Below are 21,946 nucleotides of genomic sequence, written 5' to 3'. Positions count from 1 at the left end.
GGCCTTGGCCGACGATTCTGCGTCATAAACCGGGTCTTGCCGCAAGCCCCCCAGTGCGCTATAAGTTAGAAGTGGCGGGAGACCAGGTGTCTCCCGTTCTCCGTGTTCAGGGCACGTCGACGACCTCGCGGCCGAGGGGCCAGAACGCGGCCGGCACGAGCTTGAAGTTGGCGATGCCGAACGGGATCCCGATGATCGTCACGCAGAGGGCGATGCCCGCGAGGATGTGGGAGAGCGCGAGCCACCAACCCGCCAGCACCACCCAGAGGATGTTCGCCAGGCCGGAGCCGACGCCGGCGCTCGGCTTGGGCACCAGGGTGCGGCCGAAGGGCCACAGGGAGTAGACCGCGAGGCGCAGCGACGCGACGCCGAACGGGATGGTGATGACCAGGACGAAGCAGATCAGCGCGGCGATGCCGTAGCCGACCGCCAGCACGAGGCCACCGCCGAAGACGAGCCACAGCACATTCAGTACGAAACGAATCACCACTCCAGCATGAGACATGCTCGCCACCCGGCCGTCCCGGTCCGTGGGTCAGGCCGCTGTTCAGCTCGTCGGCCTTCCCGGAGGAGTCCGCGTTGACTGGCAGGCCATTCCGCCCTCGACCGGCGGTGGTTGGCGGGGTCTCGGGGTTGCTCGGTGGAAGACCTGAGACGAAATCCGGGGCTACCCGAGGGAAGCTCCCGGAGGTCGGCAGGCGTGGGCGGCCACATGCTGGCTGGCATGAAACGCGCTGCGCTCTACGTGATCGCCGGACCGGTCGGCATCGTGGCCTACGGCCTGGTCCGTCTGTGGGGAAGATCCGACGGGGTGTACGGCCCCGGGCTCGACTGGCAGGCCGCACACCTGGTTGCTCTCGCCGGCATGGTGTGCTTCGTCCCGGGTGTGCTGGCGCTGTCCCGCCTGCTGCCCCGTAGTCCGTGGCGCACCGCGGTGGTGGCCGGCACGTTCGTCGGCCTCGCCGCGACAATGGTGCAGTTCGGCGCGGACATCGTGGAAGGGCTCCTGGCCGAGGACCGGGGAGAAATGTCGAGGCTCGGCGCGGACTTCAAGGACATCCCCGGCGTGGAGGTGGCCTTCTACGACGTCGTACCCCAGCTCTTCTTTGTCGGCCTGCTCGTTCTCACCGGCATGCTCGCCGCCCGACGGCGGCTGCCGTGGTGGAGTGTGCCGCTGCTCCTCATCGGCATCGTCCTGCCGGTGGTCACCCTCGACCTGCTCCCCATCGGCGGTGTGTGCATGGCGCTGGCGTTGGCGCCGGCGCTGCCGCTGGTGCGACAGCGGGACGAGCGGGTCGAGTCGCCCGTCGGCGTCCACTGAGGACCGTGGCGGCGCTGGCCCTCGGACCAGCGCCACCCCGGACGGCTACTACTTCAGTGCGAGGGTGCGGGCGTCGGCGGCGATGACGCTGGCGATCTCGGCCGGCACCAGCTTGCCGGCCTGCCGGTCGGCGTAGCTGGCCAGCTCGGCGTACTGGGCGTGGGCCAGCTTGGTGGTCATCGCCGTGATGGCGGCCGGGTCGGCGTTCGAGGTCAGGACGAGGTAGCCGAGGCCGGCCTGGCTCACTGTCACGGTGAAGGTGCTGGTCGCTGTGGCACTGCCCTCGGGCCCGGTCACCTCGGTGGCGATGGTGTGCCGGCCGGCGGTCAACCTGGCCAGGTCGAGCTTGCGCCCGGCGGCCGACTTCTTACCGTCCAGCGTGACGGTGACGGTGTCCGCGTTGGTCGCGGCGACGGCGATCACCGGGGACTGCGCCCGGTCCAGGCGAGCGCCGTTGGCAGGCGAGGTGATCTGCACGGTCGGGTCGGCCGAGGCCCGCTGGAGGAACGCCGAGTTCCAGCCGACCAGCTCGGCCGCGCGGTTGGTGATGATCGCGTCGGCGCCGATCCGCTCCAACCGCTGCCACAGCCCGGCGGAATCCATCGTCCAGGCCATCACGGCGACACCGGCGGCGTGCAGCGGGGCGACGACCTCGGGCTTGGCCAGCAGCGCGTTACCGTCCGGGTTGTACGCGGTCAGGTGCAGCTCCTTCGCGATCGCCACCGGGTCGGCGTCGAGGGTGCTGCGGAGCAGGCCGAGCGGCAGCTCGGGGGCGATCTCGTAGGTGTACCTCAGGGCGTCGACCTCGAAGCTCTGGATGAAGACCCGGCCCATCATCTGCTCGTCGCGGATCACCTGGATGATCGTGGCGACCTCGTCCCGGGTGTGCTTGCCCTTGATCTCCACGAGCAGGTTGCCGCCCCGGGTCCGCAGGTCGGCGAGCTGCTCGGCGAGGGTGGGCACCCGCTCGCCGACGTACTGCGGGCCGAACCAGGAGCCGGCGTCGAGCGCCTTGATCTGCGCGGCGGTCAGATCCCGGATGTTGCCGGTGCCGTCGGTGGTCCGGTCGACGGTGCCGTCGTGCAGGATGAACGGGATGCCGTCCCTGCTCGGCTGGACGTCGTTCTCGATCCAGTCTGCGCCGCCCCTGCGGGCGATCTCCTGGGCGACGAGGGTGTTCTCCGGTGCGGCGGCGGACGCGCCCCGGTGGGCGATCACGGTGAACGGGCTGCCCTCGGGGCGGAGGTAGCCGTTCGGCGCCAGCTCGGTGACGGTGACGTCGTCGTACGACACGGTCGCGCCGTTGACGAAGAGTCCCTGGACGCCGTCGGCGGAGCGCTGGAGGCTGCTCGTCCGCATCGCCTCCCGACCGTCGAAGATCCAGCGGGCCTGGTTGCCGTGCACCTCGACGGCGACGCGGACGTCCCGGCCGGTGCCGGCGGCGGACGGGGCGGAGGCGGTGTTCGTCACGACCCAGGCGTTGGCAGTGGTCCGCTGGGCGAATTCGAGGCCGTTGGCGGCGGTGGTGCCGCTGCGCATGGTGGCGATCCACCAGGGGGTCGCGCCATTGGCGGGAACGTCGATGCCGAGCGAGGCCCAGCGGGTGGCGGCCGAGACCGACTCGAAGCGCATGGTCGCCTCGAGGCGGAAGTCGTTCAGGTGCCGACCGAACGTGATCTTGTTGTTCTCGCTGGAGCTGGCGGACGTTCCGTACAGTCGGCCGTTCTCGACCTTCCAGGTGCCGTCGACCGCGTTCCAACCGGCGGGCAGCGACCCGCCCGAGAAGTTCTCCGAGACGACGACGCTGCCCGGCTCGGCGGTGGCCGGCGGGGAGGTCGCGACGGCGACCGCGACGGCTGCCCCGGTGACGGCGAGGGCGGCGACGGAGGCGGCGGCCCGGGTACGCAGGACGCCGAGGCGCGACCCGGCGCGGGGGAGCGACGGTGATGCGGGTAGGACAGTCATGGCCGGAACGGTACGAAGCGCGCCCGAACTGATGATCAATCAAGCATGGCTGCCGCCGGAACGCCGGGTGTACCGCGCCCGATCGGGGTGTTCGGGGATCTCTAGTGATTGAGGTAGGCGAGGACCGCGCGGACCCGTCGGTTGGCATCCTCGGCGGGCGGCAGGTCGAGCTTGGCGAAGATGTTGGTGATGTGTTTCTCCACCGACACCGGTGCCAGGACGAGCGCCGCGCAGATTGCCGCGTTGGACAGGCCCTGGGCCATGAGGCCGAGGACCTCCCGTTCCCGTGCGGTGAGCCCGTCGATGCCGTGGTTACGGCTGTTGCGGGTGAACAGTTGACGTACCACCTCGGGGTCGAGGGCGGTGCCCCCGTTGGCTACCCGCGTCACCGCGTCGAGGAAGTCGTCGAGGGCGGTGACCCGGTCCTTGAGGAGGTAACCGACACCGCCCCGGCCGTCGGCGAGCAGTTCCACGGCGTAGGCCCGTTCGACGTACTGGGAGACGATGAGGACCTTCGTCTCCGGGTCCGTGCCGCGTAGCGTCAGGGCAGCGCGCAGCCCCTCGTCCCGGAAGCCGGGTGGCAGCCGCACGTCGACGATGGACAGGTCGGGCCGGTGTTCGGTGACGGCCGCCAGCAGGGCGGGTGCGGTGTCGACGGCGGCCACGACGGTGTGACCGGTGTCGGTCAGCAGCCGCACCAGGCCGTCGCGGAGCAGCAGCAGGTCCTCGGCGATCACGATGCGCATCAGTGGGGCAGCTCCGCGGACAGGACGGTGGGACCGCCGGGTGGACTGGTGATGGTGAGCCGACCGTCGAGTGCCTCGACGCGGCGGCGCAGGCCGTCGAGCCCGGACCCGGCCGGGTCGGCGCCGCCCTGGCCGTCGTCGGTGAGTGTGACGGTGACCGTACCGGCGCCTTGGACGAGTCTGACGACGCAGGTCCGGGCCTGGGCGTGTTTGCCCGCGTTGGCGAGACCCTCGGCGATGACGAAGTACGCCGCCGACTCGACCGCTGGTGGATACCGCTCCTGCGGGTTGCCCCGGATCTCGACGGCGAGAGGACTGTCGCCGGCCAGGGCGGCGACAGCGGCGTGCAGCCCTCGATCGGTGAGGATCGGCGGGTGGATGCCACGCACCAGCCGGCGCAGTTCGGTGAGGGCGTCGTCGAGTTGTCGGCGGGCGAGTTCCACGTCGGACGCGGCGGTCGCGCCGGTCGGTAGCTTGCGGGCGGCCAGCGCCAACGTCATGCCGGCGGCGACGATCCGGGCCTGGGCGCCGTCGTGCAGGTCCCGTTCGATCCGACGCAGCTCCGCCGCCTGGGCGTCGACGACCCGACGGCGGGTCTGCGCGAGGCGGGCGGCCTCCTCGACCAGTTGCCGGTGCGCTCCGGGCGCCAGCAGGGCTCGGGCGGTGCGGGCCTGGGCCAGTCCAGCGGTTCGCAGCAACCACGCCGTGACCGGCAACAACAGCACGCCGAGCACGGTCAGGCCGAACCGACCCGGCACCGTCGTCATGAGCGGGCGCATGGGGAACGGCGCGTGCGGATTCGGCACCGCCCATGCCCACAACGGCGCCACGACGGCGGCGAGGTCGACGACAGTGACCACGACGGCGGCGATCCCGCCCGCCAGGCCCAGCGGGAACACCGCGACCAGCCAGGCCAGGTCGCGCCAGGTGGCGGGCTGCACGGCGACCGCGCGGACCCGCTGCCGGACGGTGGCGCCCTCGATCGGCAGGTACGGTGCCGCGACGGCAGCGCCGAGCACCCAACCTGCCCGGCGGCGCTCCACGTCCGCGAGGCGTCGGGTCACCCAGGTCGCGCCGAGGAAGGCCGGGCCACCGAGTTGCGTGATCGACAGCAGGGCGACAGCGATGGTGGACGCCAGGCTCCAGCCGAGGCCGACGACGCCCGCGACGAGGCTGCTGAGCAGGTATGCCAGCGCCGAAGCCGTTGTGCGGATCATCGCGGCGATCCTATCGGCGGCACCGCGGAGGACCGCCGGCCGGACTCGGCTCCGAATGATCCGGAGGACGAGCCCGAGCGGCGGTCCGGTCGGGAGCACCCTCAGCGCCCGTCGCCCAGAGCCGGCAGGCCGCGTCGGCGCAGCAGGACCCGGGCCGGTACGGCGCCCGCCACCAGCCCGAGTGCCGCGACACCGCCGAGCATCCCCGCGTACGTGCCGGCGTCGACGACAACCCGCAACGTGCCGTCCTGCGCCGCGCTGAACGCGCCGACCACTATCGCTGTGACAAGTGCGCCCAGCACCAGCCCGACGGCAACCGTGATGATCGCCTCGCGGTCGACGAGCCGGTGCAGCTGCCCTGTCGTCGCACCGGCCAATCGCAGGTCGGCGAACTCGCGGCGGCGCGCGGCGGTGGCGATGGCGAAGGTGTTGATGACGGCGATCGCCGTGAAGCCGAGGGAGATGACCACCATGAGTTCCCACGCACCCTGCTGGTTCTGCGCGTCCCCGGCTGGGGCCGCACCGAGCGTGGGAGCCAGCCGCAGCCCGGGCCACGAGGCGGCGATCCGATCCGGTACGTCGCCGCTGTAGCGCAGCCCGACAGTGCTGACCAGCCCACGCGGGTCGTGGGCCGCCACCAGCTCGGCCGGCAGAACCAGGTCGCCGAAGCCACGGGCCCGGGCGTACACCCCGGCCAGGCGGAGGTCGACCCGGTGGCCGTCGGCGAGCCACACCTGCACGTCGTGGCCCACCCGCCAGCCGTACTGGTCGGCCACGTACGCGCTGGCGGCGAACGCGCCCGTGCCCGGCAGCGTCCCGGCGCGCAGATCGAGGTCGAGGGCCGCCTCGGTGCCGGCGATCAGCAGACCCTGACTGGCGAAGTCCTCGGGCTTGCCGCCCTGCTCCACGATCGCCCGGGTCGGCAGCGTCGCCGCCGCACCGGTCACCCCGTCCAGCGCGACGAGCCGTTCGACGGTGTCGAGCGGAAGGCCGCCCGGTGCCGTCACCTGTGCCGTCGCCGCCGCCGTGCGGTCCTGCTGCTCCTGCCCGGCCAGCTGACCCAGCAGGGCACTGTTGAGCAGCATGGTGGCGTTGATCGCGAACATGAGCACGAGCGGGACGGCGATCGCCGCGACCCTTCGCCGCTCGGCCCTGGTGACCAGGCCGGCCAGCCAGCCGGTCGGGCCGCCGACGCCGACGAGGCGGGACACAGGTGTCGTCAGCGCCCGGACCAGCAACGGGCCGAGGGCCGCGACCGTGCACAGCAGCAGGGCGGACGACACGAAACTCATGCCCATACCGAGCGGCCCGTCGAGCGGCACGAAGATGAGCAGGGCGATAGCGCCGGCGGTGGTCACCACCGCGATGGCAGTCCGCAGGACAGAGCCGCCGGTCGGTGCGTTCGCGGTCTCGGCGAGTGCCTGCGTCGGGGCGATCCGCACCGCTCGACGGCCGGCGATCCGCGCGCCGAGAAAGGTCACCAGCATTCCGGCCGCCGCGGCGGCGATGAGCACGATCACGTTGGTCCGCACGACGAACTGCGCCGGCACCGCGCCCAGCTCCCGGAACCGGGCGGCCACCACATGGGCGAACACCACACCCAGCGGAGCGCCGGGCAGCGCCGCAGCCCCGGCGAGCAGGAGGCTCTCCACCCCGAGCAGGCGACGCAGCTGACCGGGGGTCGCGCCGGCGGTGCGCAGCAATGCCAGCTCCCGCAGCCGCTGGCGAACGCCGAGCGTCACCGTGCCGGTGAGGACGAAGACGGCAGCGAACGCCGTGATGCCGATGACGAACCCGAAGATCGAGATTGGGCCGATGTAGTCCGGCAGAGCACCCGGCAGGTCCGCCCGGACACGGTCGCCACCGGTGAGCACCTCGTGGTCGCCCGCCACCTGCCCGACGGCGTCGCGCAGCGCGACCGGATCGGTGCCCGGCCCGGCGAGAACGGCCACCGCGGTCGGACCGGGCAGCCCGGACACCATCGCCACCTCGCCGTCGGCCACGAACAGCGCGCCCTGGGCGGGCAGCCCGTCCCGGTCGGACGGTGCCGCGACGCCGGAGATGGCCATCGCGCGGGCACCCGTCTTCGTGGTGACCAGGAGACGTCCGCCCACCGTGCTGCCCGATCGCCTGGCGAGGTCGGCGTCGATGACCACCTCACCCCGGCCGGGCGCGGCACCGCTGCGCAAGAGGTACGGCGTCAGCGCCGCCGAGGCCCACCCGTGTCCGATCACCGGGGCATCGTCGGCCCCGCGCAGCGGCCGTCCGTCCGGCGTACTCGCCTGGACCGGAAACGCGACGTCCGCGACCGCCGCGGCGACACCCGGAATGTCACCCAGTCGACCGGCGAGGTCGACCGGCAGCGAGCCGGCCCCGGTGAGCCGCTCGGACTTGACCTTGCGCTTGACCTTCGACTTGTCCTTCTTCTGTTTGGTGGTGACCTTCTCGAGAGTGACGTCGCGGTCGCCCGAGACGACGATCGACGCCGCCGCGAACCTGTTGGCCGGCGGCTTCGCCGTGAGCACGGAGGCGAGCAGCAGGCCACCGCCGACGAGCAGGGCCACGGCCAGCAGCGCCGCGAAGAACGTGCCCGCGTAGGCGCCGCGGTGCTGGCGCAGGGTGCCGAGAGCGAGCCGGATCATCGGACCGTCACCGCCATCATCTGCGCGGCGACCTTCTCGGCCGTCGGGTCGGCGAGCTCGGAGACGATCCGTCCGTCGGCGAGGAACACCGCGCGGTCGGCCCACGCCGCGGCGGCCGGATCGTGCGTCACCATGACGATCGTCGTGCCCGTCTGGTCCACTGCCTCACGCAACAACCCGAGCACCTCGCGGCCGGTCGACAGATCCAGCGCGCCGGTCGGCTCGTCGGCGAAGATGACCTCCGGCCGGCTGGCGAGCGCGCGGGCGAGCGCAACCCGTTGCCGCTGACCGCCGGACAGTCGGCCGGGCCGGTCGTCCTCGCGTCCGGTGAGCCCGACGCGCCGGATCACCTCCCGCGCCCAGCCCTGGTCCGGGCGCACGCCGGCCAGCCGTTGCGGGAGCAGGATGTTGTGCCAGACCGACAGCGAATCCATCAGGTTGTACGACTGGAAGACGAACCCGACCCGTTGTCGCCGGGCCTCGGTGAGCCTGGGTTCACGCAGTCCGCCGATGTCCTGTCCGGCGAGGAGCACCCGGCCGCTGTCCGGCCGATCCAGACCCGCCGCGCAGTGCAGGAGCGTCGACTTACCCGAGCCCGACGGGCCCATCACCGCGCAGAACGAACCGGCCTCGAATCCGACCGACACCCCGTCCAACGCCCGGACACCGCCCCCGCCGGGATAGGCCTTCGTCACGTCGAGCACCTCGACGACCAGCCCATGGGCGGGGGTCACATCGCTGTTTCGCATGCGGGAAAGCCTGGTCGAGGCGACGGTTCCGGACCACACGGCGACCCATGATCTGCACGGTGGGGAAACCCCTACCTCGGACGGTCAGTTCGGCACGCCCGCGCAGGCAGCCCCGTCGATGGTGCACGCCTTCGGGGCGGAACCGGTCAACGAACCGTTCACCCGGAACGTCACCCGGACCGAGGCGCTGCCGGGCACCTGACCGGTGTTCCCGTCCGGCACGAACGTCCACACCGCACCGTCCCGGCTGGCCTGTGCTCCCTCGACCCCGCTGACCCCGAGCGACTCCCGGGGCAGGGTGATGACAAGCGTCCACCGTGGGGCCGGCACCGCGCCGGGATTGCTGATCGTCACGGTCGCGCCGTAGCTGAGCAGGGCGTTGTCAGTGATGGCGAAGTCGGCGCCGAGAGCCGCCGGAGTCGGTTCGGCGGTCGAACCGGTCGGGGCGGGCCTGGTCGACGACGCGACGGCCGGTGGGACCGAGGAGGCGGAGGCGGACGGGGCAGCGGGCGCCGCAGGGCTGGTGACCGCCGGTCGTGCCTGCGCCCGGGGCGTACCGGACGGCGACGCGCCCACCTGCTCAAGGGACGGCGGCGGGTCGAGGGTCACCGGTGTCAGCTTCTCCGGCGTACGCAGCACCCCGACGACGGAGACGGCCGTCGCGATCAGCACCCCGAGCGCCGCGATGACGGCCACCCAGGTGGCCCGCGAGACGTCCTCCCGACCGGTGAGCACCCGCCGTGCGGTCGTGACGAGGGCCACGACCCGATCCAGCAGGATGATCGCCACGGTACGGCGTGGCTGGGGTGGTGTTGCCGGCACTGCCTGTCTCTCCTTCAGTTCGTCGCCGGGCGCGTGCCCGCGATCCGTCCGGGTCGCGGGTGGCACCAGCCCGGTCACAGGCCGCGAAGCCCGACGAGTATCGCCTCGAGCAGATCCTCGGTCGGCAGCTCCGACAGCATCGGCGGTTCGTGTGTCTCGATCAGCCCAGTCGCGAGCAGGTCGCCGAGCAGCACCCGGACGGTCCCCAGCGGAAGGTCCAACTCGGCACCGACCTCAGCGACCGACACTGGATGGTGACACAGGTCGACGATGCGCGCCTGTTCGGGGAAGAGCGGTGCGGGGGGCGTGACTCCCCGCCGCGCGACGACCAGCGAGATCAGGTCGAACTGGCCGCGTGCGGGAGCGGTGCGCCCCCCGGTCATCGTGTACGGCCGGGCGACCGGGCCCGCGTCGTCGTCGTACCACGCCTCGTCAGTGGTGCCGCTGGTGTGCACCAGTGTCCCCGATCGTCACCGAGGATGCCGGTCCCAGAGTGATCGGCAGGTGCCGTTCGGCCTGCCCCACGAAGAGCGCCACCTCGTACGCCATGTCACCGACCTCGACGTCGTCACCGGCGATCCGCACGGTGAGGATGGTCCCGTTCGGGATGGTGGCGATGAACAGGAACGCTCGCGACATCTGCACCACGATCTGGCGCAGACGACCCGCGTCGCAGGTCCGGGTGGCGGCCAGCCCCAGCGAGATCAGGCCGGCGACCACGCCGGAGATCTGCTCGGCCAGCTTTTCCCCCACCCGCCGTGAGCCGCCCAGGGGCAGCCCGTCGGGCGAGAGCACCACGGCGAACTCCGCGCCGTGCACCCGGTCGACCAGGCTGTTCAGGGCGTCGGTCAGGCCGTCCTCGGTGACCACTGCAGACGTCATTGATGTCTCCTTGCTGTTCTCGCGACTGGCAACTCGACAGTGTCGTTGCTGGTCCTGCCGTGTTCCGGGCCGCTCGGCCCGGGGTGGCGGACCCGCGTCGGCAGCGCGCCGTCGCCGCTCGGGTCGGAAAGGCCGGCGCCGGTGCGGGCCGGTGGGTACGGGATGTCGGGTGGTGCGCTGGCCGGTGTGCGGCCGGTGTCGGTGACCGTGACCAGCCCGGAGGGGAGGAGCACGATGGTGGCCGTCCCTCCGCGCTGGCTGCGGCGCAGCGAGACGTGAGCGCCGCAGCGGCCGGCCAGTACGGCGGCGGCGTACCAACCGGCGAGGCCCGCGGGCGGGCCGTCCGGTGGTGGGTTGCCGAGCAGAAGGTTCGCCTCGGCCAGCGCGGTGGCGTCCAGGCCGGGCCCGTCGTCGACGACGAGGACGGCGCACCCCTGCGCTCGCCGTTCGCCGCTGACCCGGACGGTGGTGTCCGGCCCGGAGAAGGCCAGGGCGTTCTCGATCAGCTCCGCCAGCAGGTGGATGACGTCCGTGACGGCCGGCCCCGCCAGCGACCACGGCCAGTGCGGCGCGATCAGGACCCGGTGGTAGTCCGGCACCTCGGCGACCGCGCCGCGTGCCACGTCGAGCAGGGGCACCGGGCGTCGCCAGCGGCGGGCGGGCGTCGCGCCGGCCAGGGAGATCAGCTTCTCCACGTTGCGTCGGATCCGGGTGGTGAGATGGTCGAGCTGGAACAGCTCACCGGTCTCCTCGGTGGACCGTTCCCGGCGTTGCATCCCGTCCAGCAGGCTGAGTTGGTCGCGTAACAGGACCTGGTTGCGTCGGGTCAGCCCCAGGAACAGCTCCCGCTCGGCGTCGCCCCCAGGCGGGGGAGCGTCCTGCGCCGGGGCCGCAGTCTCCTGCGCCGGGGCCGGAGGGTCGGCATCCGGCCTGGTCAGCTCGTCGCTGAGGCGGCGGATGGTGCCCGCCCAGCTCAGCAGGAGCACGAGCACGACGATGAGGCCGAGCCCCACCACCGCCCCGGTACGCGCGATGAGCACGGCGGCATCGGGTGTGGCCCGCTCGACGCTGCTGCGAGCGGTGCTCGTCACAAGCGCCTGCAGCGCCCCGAGGGCGGCGTCCGCCGCGGCCCGCCAGGCCTCGACGGTGAGACCGGCCAGGGCGTTGGCGGTGCCCGCCTGGAGCACCAGCCGGTCCTCCAGGGCGAGCAGAGCCGCGAACTCGGGGCCGCTGGCGAGGCGCTGGTGCTCACCCTGGCCGGCGGACGGAAGCTCGGCCACGGCCTCGCTACGCGCGTACCGCTGGATGCCGACCAGCGCGGTCAGCCGGCGCTGCTCGTCGTCGTCGAGCCGCGCGCCGGTCAGGGCCGCGCTGACCAGGGTGTCCTCCCGGGCGAGCAACTCCCGGGCACGGGCCAGCGCGATCACCGCCCGGGTGTCGGCGGCCAACCCGCTCTCGTACGCGCCCCACTCCGGGCCGTACACCCGGAAGGCGACGTCGATGACCTCGTCGTACCCGCCGATCGTCGCGGCCTGGTCGAGCCGCCCGGTGTCCACCCGGGACCGGGTCGTGCCCAGGCCGTCGAGCCGACGGACCAGCTCGCCGGCCCGGTCGCGGACCGTGCCGGCGGTGAGCAGCCGAAGGTCGCGCCGCTTCGTGAACTCGCGGATCTCTGCGGCGGCCCGATCGGTGCCCTGGCGGGCCCCGACCAGCGCGGGCGTCGTCTGCTCCGGCCCGGCGACCGTCTCGGCGGTGATCCGGCGTTCCGTCTGCAGGCTCAGGATCAGGCGGTCGATGGGTTGGCCGAGGGTGTCCGCCAGCGCCCGGACGCGCAGCAGGTCGACGGCATCCTGGGTGGACACGTAGGCGGCGTACGACCAGAGCGTGACCAGCACGGCGGCCAGCACGGCGAGCCTGGTCCGGATCAGCCGAAAATCGTCACGGGTCATCGGCTCGCCCGCTGCGGCCACGGTTGCCCGGCGTTGTCGCTGGCCCGGTCGGCGACGAGGGTGCGCAGCAGCGCCAGCAGTTCGGTGCGGTTGGCGCAGTTCAGCCGGTTGCGCATCCGCGCCACGTGGTGTTCGACAGTCTTGGCCGAGATGAAGAGCCGGTCGCCGATCTCCCGGTACGTCAATCCGGCCAGCACCAGCTCGGCGACCTCGTACTCGCGGTCGCTGAGCCCGTGCTGGGTGGAGCCGGCCACCCGCGTCGTGCTCGTACCGGCTGTCGGTGTCTGCCCGCCGTGCCCGCCGGAGGGCCGCCCCTGCAACGCTCGGGCGCACTCCAGCAGCGTGGTCATCGCCCGCCGGTCCGCGGTCCGGATGGCGGCCTGACCGGCGAGGCGGGCGCCGTCCCAGCACAGCCCGGTGTCGTACAGCCCGCGGGCGGCGGCCTCCACCCGGATCGGGTCGACATCTCCCCGCAGCACCTCCACCCAGCTCTCCGCGGCGGCGGCGACCACCGCCGCGTACCGGCTGTGGCCCGCGGCGGCGAGCAACGCCGCGACATGTTCATCGGCGACCGTCGGCTCGCCGGTCAGAATGGCGGCGTGCAGCCCGCTCCAGTGCAACGGCACACTCCACAGCGGCGGATTGCCGAGACGGTCGAGCAACGAGCGCCCCTGGTGCAGGTACGGCTCAAGCCGGGCCAGGTCACCCAGCCGCGCGCCCGCGATGGCCAGCTCACCCAGCGGCAGCAGGGTGAACAGGTCGACGGGATGCCGCACCACGGCCTCCAGCGCCTGCCCCCAACCCCGCTTGAGCGCCCCGAGGTCACTGTTGCGCCGGCCAATGCCCATCCGGATCGCGGCGGCGAAGAGCTGGTCGCGTGACTCCAGCGGCCGCCCGTCGAGCGTCACAGTGGCGAGGCGCTCGCCGGCCGCGTGGATCTCACCACGGACCATCAGGATCCAGGCCTGCAACAGCCGGTGGCGGCGCGCCATCAGCGGGCCGCCGACACCGGCGCCCAAAGCGCGGTGCAGCACCCGCTCGGCGATCTCCAGCTCACCGCAGTGCACCGCCGTCAACGCCGCGAGGGCCGCCGGGCTGTCCGGCAGCAGCGCCGCCCGCCCGTCCGGCTCCAGCAGCGCGGCGGCCTGTACGAGCGCGGAGAGCGCCGCAGTCGGTGGGCCGGTCACGCTCTCCCGTACGCCGTTGGCCATCAGTCGGGCGGCGCTGGCGTGCAGGGTGGGCGGTTCGCCCGCCGGGTCACCCGCCGGCGACTCGGTGGTGGCGGCCAGGTCGCCGGTGGCGAGCCCGCCGACGATGGCGAACGCCGCCGCCGAGGCGGTGCCCGACCACCGGAACAGCTCGACGCTGCGACCGACGTGACCACGGTGGGCCAGGGCGGTAGCGGCGACCACTGCCGCCTCGGAGCGGTCCGGGGGAGCGGCTGTCGCCAGCAGCCGGTCCGCCAGCCGGAGCGCGTCGTCGAGGTCACCGGCGAGCGCGGCGGCGAGCGCCTGCTGCGCGTTGGGTGGCCGTCCGGCCGCCGTCGCCGCCGCGAACAGTTCGGCGGCGAACGCCGGCTCGTCGGCCAGCGCCTCGTCCGCCGCGGCGGCCAGGGTCGCGGCCGGGCAGTCGCCGAGCGCACCGACAGCGAGCAGCGAGCGGACCAGCGGCAGCACCGCGCCACCCCGGGCGAGCTGCAACTCGGTGAGCCGACGCCAGACCGCCGTACGCTCGGTGGCGGGGCTGAGCGTCGCGACGGCCCGCCGGACGATCGGCGCGAGCCGGCCGTCGGCCCCGAGCAGCCCGGCAGCCCTGGTCGTGGCGATCAGTTCGTCCACCCCGGCCGGGTCCCGGCCCAGCAACGCGCCGAGCATGTTGACCGGCAGCGCCCCGCCGGCCGCGACGGCGAGCAGCAGTCGTCGTACCTCGGTGGGCTGGACGTCCAGGTCCGGCCCGAATTCGAGGATGACCGACCGGGGTGGGTCGACCATCGCGCCGGTCCGGGTCTCCGCGCCGGCCAGGCCGCGGGCCAGCCGCTCGACATCCCTGGGTACGCCGGCGGTCTGCGTGTGGACGAAGTCGACCAGGTCGGCGGGGCGGCCCAGCTCGGGTGTGCCGGCGAGGTACGCGGCGGTCTGCTCCCGGGTGAACGGCGTGAGCAGCACGGCCTGCCCGTCGCGTCGCAGGGTGTCGACCAACTCGCTGAACGCCGCAGACCGTGGCCACGGGCGGTGCGCGACCACCAGCCGGTGTCGACGGCCGGCGACCAGACGCAGCAGCGCCTCGGTCCGCGCGTCGTCGAGCAGGTGCGCGTCGTCGATCAGCACCACAGTGTCGGGGACGACCGGCTCACCGGGCTCCGGGGCGGCGGTGCGTACGGCGATCCCGGCGCGCTGGTGAATGCGCTCCAGCTCGGCGAGCAGTGCGGTCTTTCCATGACCGGCCGGGCCGGCGATGCCGACGGCGAGTGGGCCGGCCGGGTTCTGCGCGACCGTGTCCAGCAGGGACTGCAACCCCTTGTCCAGGGTCAGCCCTGGTGCGGCGAGGTCGTTCATGATCATTGGGGTCATCCTTCGCGTCCGCGGCTGCGGGCCAGCGCCAGGCGGGACGGCTTCGGCAGTTCCAGTGGGAGGACCCGGACCGGCGGCCGCGGTGGCGGATCGCCCGGAACGGTGTGATGGGGGCGACGCGGTGCCGGGATGGTGGCCCGCCCGGCGCCGCTGACCGGGGCTGGAACGCGGGCCGGCGCCGGCGGGCGAGGGCGTGGTGACACCACCTGACAGGCGGCCATCGCCGCCCCGGTGGCGGCGGTCAACTGTGCGTCCGGCTCCACTTCGACGGGCACCGGGAGGGCCGCGCTGATCAGCTCGGTCACGAGCGGGACCCGGGTCGAGCCGCCGGCCAGCAGGACGCCGTCGAGCTGCGCCGGAGTCAGGTCGGCGCTGCGCACGGCCCGGAGCAGGAGGTCGACGGTGGCCTGCACCGTCGGGCGGATCATGGCCTCGAACTGCGCGCGGGTCACCGGTACCCGTGCCGGGCCGCTCGGCAGGGTCAGCACCACGTCGGCCGTGAGGTCGACGGTCAGCACCCGCTTGACCCGGTCACACTCCGCGCGTAGCCCGCGCAGCGCGGCCTGGGCCCCGCGACGTCCGGTGGCGGCCAACTCCCGGGCCAGCACCGTACGCGAATGCTCGGCCAGCGCCTCGTCGAAGTCGGCGCCACCGATCGAGTCGAGACCCTGCGGGGTGCCGAACGTCTCGTACGTGCCGCGTGGGGTGCGGCGCACCAGGGCCGCCTCGAAGCTGTTGCCTCCCAGGGCGTAGACCACGGCGGTGCTTCCGGCGAACCCGCGAGCGGCGTGGCTCTCGGTCACCGTGACCGTGCGGGGCAGCAGCGTCACGTGCCGTAGGCCGAGGCCGGACAGTGCCCGGTGCAGCACCTCCCGCCGGTACGGGCGCCACCCGGCCGGGTGGCTGAGCACGATCGCCTCGGCCGCCCCTCCCTCCAGGGCGTGGACCCGCTCCACCACCCACGCCGCCAGCTCGGCGGTCAGTGTCTGCGGCGCGCACGGCTCACCGCCGAGCAACACCGGCACGTCGTCGCCGATCCGGTGGACGAAGTCCCGGGTGGTGCGGCTGCCGTCATCGGTCGCGGGCTCCCCGACCCGGAGCGAACCGTCCTCCGCCAGGCACAGCACGGACGGCATGAGAGGTGAGCCGGCGCTCAGCGGGACGGCCTCGGGACGTGCCCAGGTAGCGCCGCGTCGCCGTGCGACGGCGGCGGCCGTGTTGCTGCTTCCGATGTCTATCCCCAGGACGTACGGCATCGTCTCTGTCTCTCCCCGTGAGTCGGCCGGTCGGTGGCGATGGCGTCGGCTGCCCGACGACCCACCCCCGGCGAACCCCGCGGGCTCCTACGTTCGTACCAGAGATCAGTCCCTGGTCGGGACCCTAATCTCGTCGGGACGGTTTCCCCCTGTCCCCCTAACGTACGAGGTGGCGGAGCCCCTAGTTCAACCGGCCCGGATGCGGGTTCAGCCCCGATGCCCGGGGGCGGGCCCCGGCAATAGCGTCGTCACCGTCGACGTACGACACCCCGCCAATGCCACATCCGAGGAGAACCGGCACATGGACTCGCAGCAGACGCTCCACGACTTCGTGCTCGACCTACTGACGAACCCGGACGCGCGGTCGGCCTTCGACCTCGACCCCGAGGGTGCGTTGCGGGGCGCCGGGCTCACCGACATCACCGCTGCGGACGTGCAGGACGTCGTACCGCTGGTCGTCGACTACGCGCCGGGTGCGGGCCTCGCTCCGCTGGCCTCGCCGGTCGGGCAGCTCGGGCTGGACCCGCTGCTCACCGACACCACCGACGTGGTCGGTCAGTTGCAGAGCGTGGCGCAGCAGATCAGCGTCACCAGCTCGCCCAGTGGCGTGGACGTCAAGGCCGGCGTGCTCGGCGCCATCGCGGTCGACCCGTCGACCGCCGCCGCCGGGGTCACCGTGCTGCCCGGCATCGGCCTGGGCGTCGGTCCGAGCGGCCTCGACACCGACCTGGCCGGTGTCTCCGATGTGGCGCACACCCTCGACGCCGACGTGGTGCAGCCGGTGGACGCGATCGCGGACCCGGTGCTCGGGGACGTCACCGGCACCGTCGGTGACCCGAGCGGTCTGCTCGGCGTCACCGACCAGAACCTGATCGGCGGCGACCTGACCGGCGGTGTCCTCTCCGGCACGCATGGTCAGCTCGGCGGGGTCGTCAGCTCGCTCGGTGTCGACGACACCCTCAGCGGGCTGGGCCTCGGGCACGGCGACGGTGTTGTCGGCGGGGTCCCGCCGCTCGACGTGCCGTCGACGGTGGGCGGCGTGACGCACCAGGTGGACAGCCTCCTCCCCGGTGTCACCGACACGGTCGGTGACGTGACCGGTGGGGTCACCGATGGTGTGCTCGGCGGCGACTCGCACGCCTCGTCCGATCACGGGCTGCTGGGTATCACCGGCGGCCTGCTCTGACCGGGATTTTCCGGTCGGAGCGGAGGGCCGGATCGTCTCGGGCGATCCGGCCCTTCCCGGTTCCACATCCGGTCCCTCTTGATAATTGAGCCGAAATCCGCACACTTGGTGCGGTGATGGCCGGGATCTGGTTGGACGTGCTGGATGAGATCGCCCGCACGTGCACTGCGCACGGTCGTGGTGACCTACTCCAGACGGTCCGGCAGAAGCGTGCGCAACTGCTGGATCCGACGCTGCGTGTCCTGGTCATCGGTGAGCCGAACCAGGGCAAGAGTCAGCTGATCAACGCGATCATCAACGCCCCTGCCTGTCCGGTCGGCGACGGCCGGACGACAGTCCTGCCGACAGTGGTGCAGCACGCCGACGCCCCCACCGCGGCGGTGGCGCAGGCTGCGGCAGCGGCCCCGGGCCACCCCACCGGCACCGGCGCCGCGGTGACCGTCGAGCGGACCCCGGTGGCGCTCAACCAGGTCGCGGCGGGCGTCGCCGGGCTGGTCGGGCGTCGGCCGGGCGGCGGCCCGGCGTACGTCGAGATCGGGCTGCCCCGTGCCCTGCTCGGTGCCGGGCTGGTGCTTGTGGACACTCCCGGCACCGACGAGGTCGCCGGTATCGGCGCCGCAGCCTCGGTCGCTGCGCCGGCCCGTGCGGACACCGTGCTGCTGGTCTCCGACTCCACCCGGGAGCTGTCGGTCGCCGAGCTGAACATGCTGCTGCACATCATGCGGTCGCATCCGAACGTGGTCGTGGTGCAGAGTAAGACCGATCTGGTGGCGGACTGGCGTACGGTCGCCGAGCGCAACCGGCAGCACCTGGCCGAGGCGGGCGTCCCGGCGACGCTGATCCCGGTCTCGGCGGCGCTGCGGCTGCGCGCCGCCGCGGCCGACGACCGTGGTCTCAACGCTGAGTCCGGTTTCCCCGCGCTGATCGCCTGCCTGCAACGTGACCTGGCCGGCAAGGCCGACCACCTGGCCCGCGCGGCGGTGCAGACGGTGGCCCGGACGGTGGTGGAGCAGTTGGCCGCGCCGCTGCGCGCCGAGCTGGCGACCCAGGAGGCCGAGGAGCAGTCCGGGCCGATCTCCCGCCTGCACGCGGCGCAGCGTGAGGTCGACGAGCTGCGTCGGTGCTCCACCCGGTGGCAGAACACGCTTACCGACGAGATCACCGACCTGCTCGCCGACCTCGAGTACGACCTGCGCGACCGGACCCGCCAGATCCTGCGCGCGGTGGACGAGGCGTTCGACACCGCCGATCCGTTGGTCGCCTGGGACACCTTCCAGGACTGGCTGGAGCGGAGCCTGGTGGAGGCGGCGGAGGCCAACCACGAGTGGCTGATCCAGCGCTGCGACTGGATCGCCCGGAGGGTGGCCGCCAACTTCGACAGGTACGGGTACGACGTGCTGCCGCCCTGGTCGATGACGATGCCGGACGACATCGGCGAGCGGCTGCCCGAGTTGCAACGGCCGACGATCGACAGGTTCACCACCGGCCAGAAGCTGTTCACCGGCATGAAGGGTTCGTACGGCGGCATGCTGATGTTCGGTCTGGCGACCACCCTGGCCGGGATGCCGATGATCAATCCGGTCTCGGTCGGCATCGGGGCGCTCTTCGGCGGCAAGAGTATCCGCGACGAGAGCAAGCAGTTGCTCCGTCGCCGGCAGGCGACCGTCAAGACGGCCATCCAGCGGCACGTCGACGACTTCTTCGTCCGGATCATCCGCGACTGCCGTGACGCCGCCCGGCAGGTGCAGCGGATGCTGCGGGACCACTTCACGGGACTGACCGAGGAGCTCCAGGAGGCCATCGTGCAGTCGTTCCGCAGCGCGAAGCAGGAGGCCGACACCGATGCCTCCCTGCGCGAGCAGCGGCAGCGCGAGATCCGGCTGAAGATGACCCGGTTGGCCGCGGTCTACGAGCAGGCTCAGCAGTTGACCGGCGCCCGCTCCGCCCCGCTGCTGCTGGAGCCGCAGGCATGACGGTGGGGGTGCGTCTGGACGAGGCGGCGTGGGGGTTGCTGCACCAGGCCATCGAGCTGTACCAGGACAATCCCCGGGCCGTCGGAGAGCTTCGACATCAGGTGGCCCGGTTGGAGCAGCCGTTGCGGATCGCCATCGTCGGCCCGTGGCGATCGGGCAAGTCGACGGTGCTCAACGCGTTGATGGGCGAGGAGGTCGCGCCGGTCGAGCGGGCGGACGGCGCCTTCACCTGGTACGAGGACGGGGCCGCGCCGCGGGCGACCGCCTACCCGGTCGGGCAGCCACCGCAGGAGTTGGCAGTGGTGAAGTCGGCGACCGGGCTGCGGGTGGATCTGGGCTGGGGCGCGGGGGACGTGCGGGACATCGTGGTGCGGTGGCCGACGCGGGCGCTGCGGCAGATCACGCTTATCGACACCCCGGCGGTCACCGGGGGCGCCGAGCAGGGGCGGGTGCCGGTGTTGGAGCGGGTCCTGCGGGATTCCGACGCGGTGTTGTATCTGACCCGCGACGGGCGCGACAGCGATCTGCGGGTGCTGGAGTCCGCACGGGACAGTGCCGTCGGACAGTCCGCTCCGGTCAACGTGATCATGGTGCTGTCCCGTGCCGACGAGACCGGAGGAGGCCGGATCGACGGCCTGCTCACGGCACGCCAGCTCGCTCGCCGGCACTACCGCGACCCGAGGGTGAACGCGCTGAGCGTCAACGTCGTGGCGTGCAGTGGAATGATCGGCCTGGCGGGCCGGATGCTCGGTGAGTCGGACTTCGCCGCGCTCGCGATCCTGGCCCAGGTGCCCCGGGCGGAGCTGGACGCCCACCTCATCTCCGCCGACCGTTTCCTCCGCGACGAGCTGCCGGTACGCCTGGACACCGAGGTGCGCGCCGCGCTGCTGGATCGGTTCGGGATTTTCGGTGTCCGGCTGGCGGCCACGCTGGTGCGCAGCGGGTTCGACAGCCGGGTGAAGCTCTCCGCCGAACTGATTCGGCGCAGCGGTCTGACCGAGCTGCGCGAGTCGGTGACGCGCTGCTTCATCGATCGCCGCGACGCGCTGAAGGCCCGGTCCGCGCTGGGCGCGGTGGAGGCGCTGCTGCGGGCCGAGCCCACCCGGGGGTCCGCCGAGCTGGTCGGCGCGGTGGAGCAGATCCTCGCCGGTGCGCACGAGTTCCGGGAGCTGCGCCTGCTGGTGGCGCTGCGGAACACCCGGCTGGGGTTTGACGCGGAGCTGGCCGCCGAGGCGCAGCGGCTGGTCGGCGGCGACGGGGTGGGCCTCGCTGCCCGGCTCGGTGTCGAGCATGAGACCGACGTGCAGCGGCTCTGGGAGGTCGCTGCCGACGCGCAGTGGCGGTGGCGGGACCGGGCGGAGGATCCGCTGCTCCCGCTGGCGCAGCGGCGCGGCGCCCAGGTCGTCGTCCGCAGTTGCGAGGGGATGATCGCCGAGCTGGTCGCGGGCGGCCGCTGAGCGCGATCACCGCCGCTGGCGCGGTGGCGATCGACAGTCTTTCGAGGTGGGGGGACCGGGCATTAGCCAAAACCCGAAGCATTGGTTAGCCTAACCTAACTCTCGGGCCGGTTGGCTCGCCTCTCTACGAAAGATCGGGACTTCCCCATGCACTCATGGCGTCCGGTCCTGGCCGTCGCGGCGCTCAGCGCCGTGCTCGGCGGGCTCACCGGTTGTGGCAACGACACGGGCACCGGTGACTCCGCCGCCGCTGCCACCGCTTCCGGACCCTGGTCTTTCAACGACGGCTCAGGCAAGGTCGTCAAGGCGGACAAGACGCCGACGCGGATCATCGCGCACGCCGGCGAGGCCGCGGCGCTCATGTCCTTCGGCATCAAGCCGGTCGGCGTCTACGCCGACGAGTCGGTCAAGACCGATCCCAACCTGAAGAACCTCGACCTCACCGGGATCGAGATCCTCGGCCAGGAGTGGGGCAAGATCGACGTGGAGAAGGCCGCCGCCCTGCGCCCTGACCTGATCGTCGGCGACTGGTGGCCGGCGGAGAAGGCGCACAGCGGTATGGAGGAGGGCGTCGACGAGAAGAGCAAGAAGCTCGCCGAGCTGGCCCCCGTCGTCGGCGTCACGCAGGGCAAGTCGATCGTCGCGCTCGCCGAGGGGTACGAGGATCTCGCCGAGAGCCTCGGCGCCGACGTGGCCAGCCCGCAGATCTCGGCCAACAAGAAGCGCTTCGAGGAGGCGGTGACCGCGTTCAAGGCTGCCACCTCGGCCAAGCCGAACCTGACGGTCGCCGCGATGTCCCCCTCGACCGAGAAGGTCTACGTCGCCAACCCCGAGTACGCGCCCGAGCTGCTGGACCTGCAGACCTGGGGCCTGAAGGTGATCAACCCGGCCAGCCCGGACCCGGCCTTCCCGTACTGGGAGAACCTCAGCTGGGAGAACGCCGACAAGTACCAGCCGGACCTGATCCTGTGGGACGGCCGATCCTTCACGCCCACCGCCAACGCCGAGTGGAGCACGAAGCAGCCGACCTGGTTCAAGATCAAGGCGGCCAAGGCCGGTGCCACCGTCTCCTGGCCGGCGTTCTGGCTGCACACGTACGGGGACTTCGCCACCGAGCTGGACAAGCTGACCCAGGCGGTCAAGGCCGCTGATCCGAATGTCGGCAACTAACCAGATCGGGACGCGCACCTCGACGGGAGGCGTGCGGCGAG

17 protein-coding genes are annotated in these 21,946 nt (G+C 72.5%); 5 read left to right on the top strand and 12 right to left on the bottom strand.

All coding sequences use genetic code 11. The features are described from left to right. Positions 1 to 106: 106 nt before the first annotated feature. Entirely contained in the window at positions 107 to 487 is a 381-nt protein-coding gene (locus ACQP0U_RS19025; RefSeq protein WP_433308868.1) for a YccF domain-containing protein, read from the bottom strand. Positions 488 to 724: 237 nt separating this feature from the next. On the opposite strand from ACQP0U_RS19025, the gene ACQP0U_RS19020 reads away from it, so the two are divergent. After that, positions 725 to 1,321: a hypothetical protein gene (locus ACQP0U_RS19020; RefSeq protein WP_433308866.1), complete on the top strand. Its 597-nt coding sequence runs from the start codon at positions 725 to 727 to the stop codon at positions 1,319 to 1,321. 48 nt (positions 1,322 to 1,369) lie between these two features. Here ACQP0U_RS19020 and ACQP0U_RS19015 read toward each other — a convergent pair whose 3' ends face one another. The 11 genes from ACQP0U_RS19015 to ACQP0U_RS18965 all read right to left on the bottom strand — a co-directional run bounded on the left by ACQP0U_RS19015 (position 1,370) and on the right by ACQP0U_RS18965 (position 16,119). Beyond that, positions 1,370 to 3,286: a glycerophosphodiester phosphodiesterase family protein gene (locus tag ACQP0U_RS19015; protein WP_433308864.1), complete on the bottom strand. Its 1,917-nt coding sequence runs from the start codon at positions 3,284 to 3,286 to the stop codon at positions 1,370 to 1,372. Between the two features lie 101 nt (positions 3,287 to 3,387). Next, positions 3,388 to 4,032 (bottom strand): response regulator transcription factor, encoded by a 645-nt coding sequence (locus ACQP0U_RS19010; protein WP_433308862.1) that lies wholly within the window; start codon positions 4,030 to 4,032, stop codon positions 3,388 to 3,390. Continuing rightward, the gene (locus ACQP0U_RS19005; RefSeq protein WP_433308860.1) at positions 4,032 to 5,249 is read right to left on the bottom strand and encodes a sensor histidine kinase; all 1,218 of its coding nucleotides are present in this window, start codon (positions 5,247 to 5,249) and stop codon (positions 4,032 to 4,034) included. The genes ACQP0U_RS19010 and ACQP0U_RS19005 overlap by 1 nt, the downstream gene beginning before the upstream one ends. 101 nt (positions 5,250 to 5,350) lie before the next feature. Next, a complete protein-coding gene (locus ACQP0U_RS19000) occupies positions 5,351 to 7,891 on the bottom strand; it encodes an FtsX-like permease family protein (protein WP_433308858.1) in 2,541 nt (846 codons plus the stop codon). Then, a complete protein-coding gene (locus tag ACQP0U_RS18995) occupies positions 7,888 to 8,640 on the bottom strand; it encodes an ABC transporter ATP-binding protein (protein WP_433308856.1) in 753 nt (250 codons plus the stop codon). Before ACQP0U_RS18995 ends, ACQP0U_RS19000 begins: the two co-directional genes overlap by 4 nt. 84 nt (positions 8,641 to 8,724) lie before the next feature. Then, complete coding sequence (locus ACQP0U_RS18990; RefSeq protein WP_433308854.1) at positions 8,725 to 9,462, bottom strand: cellulose binding domain-containing protein; 738 nt, start codon at positions 9,460 to 9,462, stop codon at positions 8,725 to 8,727. Between the two features lie 74 nt (positions 9,463 to 9,536). Continuing rightward, entirely contained in the window at positions 9,537 to 9,845 is a 309-nt protein-coding gene (locus tag ACQP0U_RS18985; protein WP_433320951.1) for a DUF742 domain-containing protein, read from the bottom strand. A 49-nt stretch (positions 9,846 to 9,894) separates the two neighbouring features. Continuing rightward, positions 9,895 to 10,344 carry a roadblock/LC7 domain-containing protein gene (locus ACQP0U_RS18980; protein ID WP_433308852.1) on the bottom strand — a complete coding sequence of 150 codons (450 nt, stop codon included), beginning with the start codon at positions 10,342 to 10,344 and terminating at the stop codon, positions 9,895 to 9,897. Continuing rightward, entirely contained in the window at positions 10,341 to 12,293 is a 1,953-nt protein-coding gene (locus ACQP0U_RS18975; protein WP_433308850.1) for a nitrate- and nitrite sensing domain-containing protein, read from the bottom strand. The genes ACQP0U_RS18980 and ACQP0U_RS18975 overlap by 4 nt, the downstream gene beginning before the upstream one ends. After that, positions 12,290 to 14,854 carry a LuxR C-terminal-related transcriptional regulator gene (locus ACQP0U_RS18970; protein WP_433308848.1) on the bottom strand — a complete coding sequence of 855 codons (2,565 nt, stop codon included), beginning with the start codon at positions 14,852 to 14,854 and terminating at the stop codon, positions 12,290 to 12,292. The genes ACQP0U_RS18975 and ACQP0U_RS18970 overlap by 4 nt, the downstream gene beginning before the upstream one ends. A 5-nt stretch (positions 14,855 to 14,859) precedes the next feature. Then, positions 14,860 to 16,119: an Hsp70 family protein gene (locus ACQP0U_RS18965; RefSeq protein ID WP_433308846.1), complete on the bottom strand. Its 1,260-nt coding sequence runs from the start codon at positions 16,117 to 16,119 to the stop codon at positions 14,860 to 14,862. Between the two features lie 301 nt (positions 16,120 to 16,420). Between ACQP0U_RS18965 and ACQP0U_RS18960 the strand changes: the two genes are divergently transcribed. From ACQP0U_RS18960 to ACQP0U_RS18945, 4 genes are all read left to right on the top strand, one after another. Beyond that, positions 16,421 to 17,305 (top strand): IniB N-terminal domain-containing protein, encoded by an 885-nt coding sequence (locus tag ACQP0U_RS18960; protein WP_433308844.1) that lies wholly within the window; start codon positions 16,421 to 16,423, stop codon positions 17,303 to 17,305. Between the two features lie 116 nt (positions 17,306 to 17,421). Continuing rightward, positions 17,422 to 19,278: a dynamin family protein gene (locus ACQP0U_RS18955; protein ID WP_433320948.1), complete on the top strand. Its 1,857-nt coding sequence runs from the start codon at positions 17,422 to 17,424 to the stop codon at positions 19,276 to 19,278. After that, entirely contained in the window at positions 19,275 to 20,735 is a 1,461-nt protein-coding gene (locus ACQP0U_RS18950; protein WP_433308842.1) for a hypothetical protein, read from the top strand. The genes ACQP0U_RS18955 and ACQP0U_RS18950 overlap by 4 nt, the downstream gene beginning before the upstream one ends. 147 nt (positions 20,736 to 20,882) lie before the next feature. After that, positions 20,883 to 21,905, top strand: coding sequence for an ABC transporter substrate-binding protein (locus ACQP0U_RS18945; RefSeq protein ID WP_433308840.1), 1,023 nt, complete (start codon positions 20,883 to 20,885; stop codon positions 21,903 to 21,905). The last annotated feature ends 41 nt before the right edge of the window (positions 21,906 to 21,946 follow it).

The organism is Micromonospora sp. CA-269861 (genome assembly GCF_050948505.1).
Classification (GTDB): Bacteria; Actinomycetota; Actinomycetes; order Mycobacteriales; family Micromonosporaceae; genus Micromonospora.
The sequence above is the reverse complement of the archived record's forward strand: the minus strand, read 5'-3'. Positions and strand labels throughout refer to the sequence as shown.